Below are 7212 nucleotides of genomic sequence, written 5' to 3'. Positions count from 1 at the left end.
GCAATCTCAGGCCTTGCCTCAGGTAGTCGATAAATTGCAGGCGATGATGGCGCAAATGGAGGGTATGAGCCAACAGCTGAATCAGCGCTTGCTCAGCAATCAAGAGGACTTTCACAGCAATGTCAAAGGTGTATATACCGATCTGGCATCCGCAGTAGACCAATCCCTGCGCGAGAGCTTGAGCCGGAGCGCGCATGCTACCGGCGAAAGTATCAAACCGGTGTTCGAGGCGGCGATGAGCGGGATCGCAAGTGAAGCGAAGTTGATGCACGAACGCATGGCCGACGCGGCACAGACGCAACTCGACGGACTTTCTGCACGGTTCAGCGTTACCGCCGCCACCGTGGCCGAAACCTGGACGGCGGCGCTCAGGAGCCACGAACAGGCAAGTAGCAGCATGGTCACCGGCGTGGGCCGTTCACTGGACGCATTCAACGAAACATTCGAGCAGCGTTCAGGCACCCTCGTAACTATGGTCGGAGAGACCTACGCCAACCTGCAGACCAATCAGGCAGAGCGCGACAAACAGCGGCAGCAGGCGTGGACGCAATCGTTGGAAGCCATGGCGGCGGCGCTCGCTCACGAATTGCAACAAACGAGCACGCAAACGCTTACTCAGCAGCAGCAAATTTGCGACACCTTGACTCAGACCGCGCAACACTTCACCGAACATGCGCAGACCAGCGCCAGCAATACGCTAGCCGAAACAACGCGCTTGATCGCTGGCGCTGAAGAATTAATGCGCTCCCGCATCGCCTCCGAAGCGCACTGGATCGAACAGCACAGCGAACGCATGAATCAACTGGCCGGCGTGTTGCGTACCGAACTGGGCGCGCTCAAAGAGGAAGAAGTCTTGCGTGGCAATGCTGCGGTTGAACGGTTGGGCCAATTGCAAACTGCGCTGACAAGTCATTTGACCACGCTGGGCACCGCGCTGGAGGAACCGATCACGCGACTCATACAAACGGCCTCGGAAGCCCCGCGCGCCGCGGCGGAAATCATTGGACAATTGCGCCAGGAAATCTCCACCAGCGTTGCGCGCGACAACGAGCTGCTGGAGGAACGCAGCCGCATCATGGAAACACTCAATGCCCTGCTCAATGCGATCAATCATGCTTCCGTTGAACAGCGCGCCGCGATCGACTCCCTTGTGGCCTCCTCCGCGGTGGCGCTCAACGCTGCCGGCAGCGCGTTTTCAGACAATGTCGCCGTCGAGGCAGCAAAACTCTCCGACATTGCCGCACATGTCACCAGCAGCGCTGTCGACGTATCGTGCCTGAGTGAAGCCTTCGGTTTTGCCGTGCACTCGTTCAATGAGGCCAATGAAAATCTGATCGCCAACCTGCAGCGCATTGAAGGCGCGATGGACAAATCCATGCTGAGAAGCGACGAACAACTCGCCTATTACGTAGCCCAGGCGCGTGAAATCATCGACTTGAGCATGATGTCGCAAAAAGAAATTTTTGAAGAGCTGCGCCAACTCCCGGCCAAGCACGCTTTGTTGGCTGAAGAGGTCAAATAATGCATAACAGCGTGGATGACAGCGACGCCGGCATGGAACACACGGCCCCGGTCTGGGCCGTTTTTGGCGACCTGATGTCAGGCTTGCTGGGCGCTTTTGTGCTCATATTGGTCGGCGTGGTGGCTGTTCAAATGGAATTGACATCGCACCTGCAAGACGAAGTGAAAAAGCGCCATGTCGAGGAGCAGCGCCGCATGAGTCTGGAAAATGCCTTGGCGATTCCGCTGGCATCGGGGCGCATCACGCTAAACAACGGGCGCATTGGCATCAGTGGCCAGGTACTGTTCGCACTCAATTCGAACCAGTTGCAGCCTGAAGGTCGGCAACTATTAAATAGCCTGGTCCCCCCGCTGCGCGCTTATCTGACGGCACGCGATGAACTGCTGATGGTGAGCGGGTTTACCGACAACAAGTCCATACGAGGCGGCCCCTTCGCCGACAATTGGGAATTATCGGCCCAGCGCGCGTTGACAGTCACCCGCACCTTGATCGACGAAGGGATGCCGTCCTCCATGGTATTTGCGGCAGCCTTTGGTGCCGAGCAGCCGGTAAGTCCCAACACCGATGACGCTGCGCGCGCGCAAAACCGGCGGGTGGAAATGGCGCCCGTACCGAAAACCTCCAACGAAAAAACTCCGTCCCATGAATGAAGCGGATCGCAGGGAAATCACGGAGGTGCCACTCGATTCATCCCCTGATTTCAACACGCTAATCGCTTCCCTGCGCACAGCAGGCGCGGACCAGTTCGACCCCGTGCGTCTGCACTATATTGAAGCGCTGGCCAAACGCGCAATAGCGCATCGGGGGAACGTCAAACGCATGCTCGATGCCAAGCTGGCGCAAGCGCTGGCGGCGTTTAAAGAACGCTTTGATTTGGCCCAAGGTGATGCCAAGGAAACCGTCGCCGGCAGTATGCAGCAATATCCGCATGCGGCCGACGATCTGCAACGACTTTTTTCCACAAGCAATTTCAAAGAATTACGACGATTTATCACTACTCTGCAGACCCGCGAACAATGCGCAACTTTGAGCGCACTGGTGCGCCAACTTGAACAACATTCTCCGGAAAATTCTGATGCACGTTTGGAGGGAAATGTCGGAGCGCGCTCCGAACTGAAAACCATACGGAATTTCAGAAATACCTGGTCAAAACTGAGCGTCGACAAACAGATGGCACAAGCACTTGAGCAAGCTCCGAAGAATGCCGGACCGATTAATTCCCACATGCTGGTGCTGCGCTCACTGGCATTGATGCGCGATATCTCACCCGATTATCTTAACCGGTTCATGTCTTACGCGGATACCTTGTTATGTCTCGATCAATGCGAGAAAGAAAAACTGGACAAGCCAAAAAAACGCCAGATAGCGAGGGCGGGAAAAAATAAAGCGCAATGAAGTGCGCAAATTTCCCATCATTCCAGAAGCCGAATGCCCTCGCTTGTTGGCGCTGATTGAATCGTGACCCAACTGGTCAAATTTGAGTGCGCGCCAACATGCCAGCATTTCAATAGCTTCTGCCTTTGTAGTGCTGTCGTTCAGGTCGTCTTGCAGCTCGGTCAGGAATTCGTCAAATGAGGCGATTTCCTTGGTATTTTCTGGTGTATCCAGAATGGCGGCAATTCGGCTGATGTGGGTCTGTGCAATACGAGCAATGTCGCCCGCTCATTCATCCCAATAAAGACGATTACCGACTTTTTTCACTACCTTTATGTAAAGCGCCTAACAATGCGTAACATCCAAGCATGGCTTTGTTGCACAAATCAAAAGCTGACTACAACATCCCCTTACCCCACAAACTCAGGACACACGGATGGTGTCAGGTGTCCCTAATCGCGTGAAGCGATTAAGGATAGCTACACGCACTTGCAACTCTGCTAGGTTGTCAAGGTGACGTCCGCGTTGCTTGCTCTATGGCGGCAGCAGGACTCTGCGCGGTCATGGGTTGCACACCTGAGCAAGTTGAGAACGCATCAGAAATCGACATGGAACACCATCTTGGAATGACCTGCGATCCGATTGGCGGTTTGGTTCAAATCTCTTGTATAGAACAAAATGCCGTCGCATCTGTAAAGGCCATCAACGCAGCGCGCATGGCTTTGCACGGGGACGGCGTTCATCATGCGAGCCTGGATCAAGTTATCAAGACGATGCGTGAAACCGGCGCCGACATGCTGACCAAATACAAGGAGACTGCGATTGGAGGCCTCGCAGTCTACATCATCGAATGTTGACTGCAGCATTTGGCCAGGAGATCGAATCTTCTCGGTGAAAGCACTGGCCACCGCCGCACAGTCTATCGCTCGACCCGGCTAGAGCAATAACAGCCATAACTCAAACTGCAACCTAAAAATCAATTGATGACGTCGTTTGCACTGTCGGAGCCAATTGCATTAGAGCGTGACTCCGCAACAACCCCATCATGCTTTGCGGCTTGCTTTGCCGCTTTTTTTGCAGCTTGCGCAGCTAGTTTTATCTGTCGTTTGGATGCTACACCATCATGCTCAAATCGCTCTGAACGAGGGCCGTACAACATGCCGTTAGGTGCTTTTGGATAGAGTAAACTGCTGCTCGCAGTAGCAGAAAGTTTATAACTGATATCCCTGGAATTATTAACAATTTGGGTCAAAGCAGCCCCGATCAATGCGCCAACTCCGCCACCGCCAACATTATTTTTCGGATTATCCACAACCGATGCTGTCCCTTGCCACAATAATTTGCCAGTTTGTAAATCGACTAACTTAGCGTCCAATTGCACCGTCGCAACTGAAGCAAACACTTGGTACGACGAACCATATTGTTTCACCGTCACATACAACGCCGCATCTGCACCAAAAATACTGCGCAATTTTTCTATCGGTGCTGCATGCATTTCCGGCGGATTCACCAAACCATTTTGCTTGAACATTTCATCAACCAAGGTCACTGGCATAACGTAATATCCGGCTTCAGCCAATGGCCATGTCAATTGCGACAAGACGCTATAAGTCGCTTTCACATCCGGCGAATCATTGATCGGTGGCAGTATCAAGATCGATGTTGGGCGACTTTCTTTGAATGCAGAATAGTCATAAGCAGCTTGACGGTGTGCGCAACCGGTCATTAATACAGCCAGGACTACAATGATCAACATTCCTGCGCGATTTTTCAAAAACATTACATCCCCTTAGTTTTGACTAGGCTTTAATTTGCCTAATAAATAGTCCATGAATGTGGCTGATTCAGGAAACAGTTTTTTCTCTGCTTGATATTCCTGAACACTCTGATCATCTTTACCCGCATTCGCATACAACATCCCAAGATGAGCGTGATAACCAGGCGGCAAAGGATGGCCGCTGGATTCTGCTTGTTGTGTGTTTTTTTCGAGCTCGATAATTTGCTGAGTGCTATCTATATCCGAACTAGTAAAATATTGATGAACTTGTTCTTGATAATTTCCCCAGTAATAGGTTGACTTGGGGGCAGTGTTGCAACCGCCGAGTAACAAACCAATACTGACGCACAGCACAAAGCTGTACGATTTTTTTAAATCGCGTTTCATTATTTGTTTACCTGAAATTTTAGTTAAAAGGGCTTATTCGGCAGTGCGCCATGCGCCGGATTCCATCCCACTAACAAGGTGATCAACCGCGTCACGAATGGCCAAATCCAAAACTTTCCCATTCAACGTAGAGTCGTAGCTGGCAGTACCGCCAAAACCAATGATTTCACGGTTTGATAGGCTATATTCACCTGCACCTTGTGCCGAATAGACGACTTCAGAGGTTGTGATATTGACGATGTTCAGATTCACCTTAGCGTAAGCGATCTGCGACTTTCCTCGCCCCAATATACCGAACAACTGCTGATCGCCTACTTCCTTACGACCAAATTCAGTCACGTCCCCAGTGACAACATAATCGGCACCTTTAATATTTTGCTGTTGTTTTTTATAGGATGCTTCTTGCTTCGTTTCTGACAGATTGTCACGATCGAGTACATTGAAACGATTGCTTTGCTGCAAATGCGTAATCAAAATTGTTTTCGCCTGGCCACCGAGTCGATCAACTGAATCTGAAAATACGCCGCGCATAAAACTGGAACGATTGTCGAATTTACCTATAGAAATCGGCGTTTTTTTGCCAACATAAGGTGTCGCCGCTGCTGCCACCTGTTGGATAGGTAAAGTACGCGATTCTTCTGTTGAGCAACCACCAAGTATGGCGAGTCCCCCTAAGCTTCCCACTATCACTGCTGATGTAATAATTTTCTTCGTCATACAAACTCCTTTTGTTGTTTAAAAAAATACTGACACGGATTTTTAGCCTATAGCTGACTTTTAGATTCAATCTTCTTTTAATTCAAATTTTGGGGTCGCAAACACATTACCAAATGGGCCATGATTAAGTTGATCAAAGCTATCATAGCCACGCCCTTCTTCAAAAAATGTATCAACACCAAGATGCTCCTTGAAAGCTTTTCGACGTTGCGCCATTTCGGGTGGTTCGCTAGTAACATCGATCAACCTATCCGTCAATTGGATGTAAATCATGTCTTCACTAATTTGCTCTGCGACCGCGACTGGGGCACTCAATAGTTTTTCCTTACCAAACAAAGCAATATAAGGTGGGCCGAATATTGTCCCCAAAAATATGTCAGGTAGCCAATGACGTAAACCATGTGTCACAACGTGAATACGATCACTATATTTTGCAGAACCACTGACTCTGGCGAACTCACTGTAAAACGGGGTGTACACATCCAACAACGCCAAATCCGCATGTAAACGTACGCTAGATTTTTTCAGGTAATTTACCAGCGCATTTTGCTCCACCTCACCAAGCTCAACAGTGAAGTGAATGTTTGCATGCGTATCATGCACCTTTGGAGATTTACTACGCCATCGAACACCAAAAGAACCTTCAGCTTTAGGTTTTTTTTGCGTTCCCATCCAATCGCTTCGCAATGAGCTTTATTTTCAGGTATTAGCTGTTGCAAATTTTGAAGACTAAATTCTCTATCTGCGCGTTCGACCTCCCCCCCATTTTTCAGGTAAGACGTTCGGGAGCAAATCGCAATAAGTACGAACCGCATCAAGAAAATCAGCAGGCTTAAATAAAGACTGCGGACTCAAGATATTAAGACTAACTGGGGCTTTAAACTTCATTTAATACAATCCATTACGGGTTCTTCCATGGCGTAAATGATCCTGTCGCAGGGTTGTAAACCTTAATAGATCCTTGATATAAAACTAATTACAACAACTATATTTTTCGTCGCAGTGGTTTGCATGAGACTCATAATGTACATACCTATAAAAACACAAACCGTCGTACCGTAGCTAATGGCGGAATATATTTTTATCTCAAATTTCGTTAAATTATCTTTTTGGGGGATTTAGCATTTTCTTGACACTTTTCATCAAGAATCTCAAAGTTTAGTTAACGAATAACGGAACCAGCCAAAATGCTCAATATCGTCACAATCAGCACGAACAATACCCCTACCTTGGAAATCAAAGTGTGTCTTAACATCAATCTCTTCAGGAGTCAGCCAAGCTGATTCACATTCTTCACATAGAAGAAATAATTCGCCCGTATCTCGTATTTTCGTAACAAACAACCGCCCTTGTTCACATGCAGGACACACACTGGACCTCCCCCAATTCTGTAGACGTTTTTCAACTTCCGCGATGTAACTTTTCGAAAGTCATA

The 7212-nt window shown here is 49.2% G+C and carries 8 protein-coding genes and 1 pseudogene; 4 read left to right on the top strand and 5 right to left on the bottom strand.

Annotation, left to right across the window (positions count from 1 at the left end):
• The 3 genes from GEV47_RS19185 to GEV47_RS19175 form a co-directional block, all read left to right on the top strand.
• A partial coding sequence (locus GEV47_RS19185; protein ID WP_153236402.1) for a DUF802 domain-containing protein occupies window positions 1-1522 on the top strand: 1522 nt, incomplete at its 5' end.
• A complete protein-coding gene (locus GEV47_RS19180) occupies window positions 1522-2172 on the top strand; it encodes an OmpA family protein (protein WP_153236401.1) in 651 nt (216 codons plus the stop codon). The genes GEV47_RS19185 and GEV47_RS19180, both read left to right, overlap by 1 nt.
• A complete protein-coding gene (locus tag GEV47_RS19175) occupies window positions 2165-2917 on the top strand; it encodes a DUF2894 domain-containing protein (RefSeq protein WP_194270723.1) in 753 nt (250 codons plus the stop codon). Before GEV47_RS19180 ends, GEV47_RS19175 begins: the two co-directional genes overlap by 8 nt.
• Here the strand turns inward: GEV47_RS19175 and GEV47_RS19910 are convergent.
• On the bottom strand, window positions 2831-3175 hold the full coding sequence (locus GEV47_RS19910) for a hypothetical protein (RefSeq protein WP_407646293.1): 345 nt from the start codon (window positions 3173-3175) through the stop codon (window positions 2831-2833). The genes GEV47_RS19175 and GEV47_RS19910 overlap by 87 nt on opposite strands.
• Before the next feature lie 221 nt (window positions 3176-3396).
• Here GEV47_RS19910 and GEV47_RS19170 point away from each other — a divergent pair.
• Window positions 3397-3753 (top strand): annotated as a pseudogene (locus GEV47_RS19170) (L-serine ammonia-lyase, iron-sulfur-dependent, subunit alpha); the annotation flags it as partial.
• 119 nt (window positions 3754-3872) lie between these two features.
• Here the strand turns inward: GEV47_RS19170 and GEV47_RS19165 are convergent.
• The 4 genes from GEV47_RS19165 to GEV47_RS19150 form a co-directional block, all read right to left on the bottom strand.
• Window positions 3873-4676: a DUF799 domain-containing protein gene (locus tag GEV47_RS19165; protein WP_153236399.1), complete on the bottom strand. Its 804-nt coding sequence runs from the start codon at window positions 4674-4676 to the stop codon at window positions 3873-3875.
• Between the two features lie 9 nt (window positions 4677-4685).
• Entirely contained in the window at window positions 4686-5060 is a 375-nt protein-coding gene (locus tag GEV47_RS19160) for a DUF4810 domain-containing protein (protein ID WP_153236398.1), read from the bottom strand.
• Window positions 5061-5093: 33 nt separating this feature from the next.
• A complete protein-coding gene (locus GEV47_RS19155; protein ID WP_153236397.1) occupies window positions 5094-5777 on the bottom strand; it encodes a CsgG/HfaB family protein in 684 nt (227 codons plus the stop codon).
• 66 nt (window positions 5778-5843) lie between these two features.
• The gene (locus tag GEV47_RS19150) at window positions 5844-6449 is read right to left on the bottom strand and encodes a hypothetical protein (RefSeq protein ID WP_153236396.1); all 606 of its coding nucleotides are present in this window, start codon (window positions 6447-6449) and stop codon (window positions 5844-5846) included.
• Between the last annotated feature and the right edge of the window lie 763 nt (window positions 6450-7212).

The sequence above is a fragment of the Glaciimonas soli genome, from assembly GCF_009497155.1.
Taxonomy (GTDB): domain Bacteria; phylum Pseudomonadota; class Gammaproteobacteria; order Burkholderiales; family Burkholderiaceae_D; genus Glaciimonas; species Glaciimonas soli.
The sequence above is the reverse complement of the archived record's forward strand: the minus strand, read 5'-3'. Positions and strand labels throughout refer to the sequence as shown.

Coding starts and splice junctions, on each gene's coding strand:
- GEV47_RS19180 (WP_153236401.1), top strand. CDS start 1,522: ATGCATAACAGCGTGGATGACAGCGACGCCGGCATGGAACACACGGCC.
- GEV47_RS19175 (WP_194270723.1), top strand. CDS start 2,165: ATGAATGAAGCGGATCGCAGGGAAATCACGGAGGTGCCACTCGATTCA.
- GEV47_RS19165 (WP_153236399.1), bottom strand. CDS start 4,676: ATGTTTTTGAAAAATCGCGCAGGAATGTTGATCATTGTAGTCCTGGCT.
- GEV47_RS19160 (WP_153236398.1), bottom strand. CDS start 5,060: ATGAAACGCGATTTAAAAAAATCGTACAGCTTTGTGCTGTGCGTCAGT.
- GEV47_RS19155 (WP_153236397.1), bottom strand. CDS start 5,777: ATGACGAAGAAAATTATTACATCAGCAGTGATAGTGGGAAGCTTAGGG.
- GEV47_RS19150 (WP_153236396.1), bottom strand. CDS start 6,449: ATGGGAACGCAAAAAAAACCTAAAGCTGAAGGTTCTTTTGGTGTTCGA.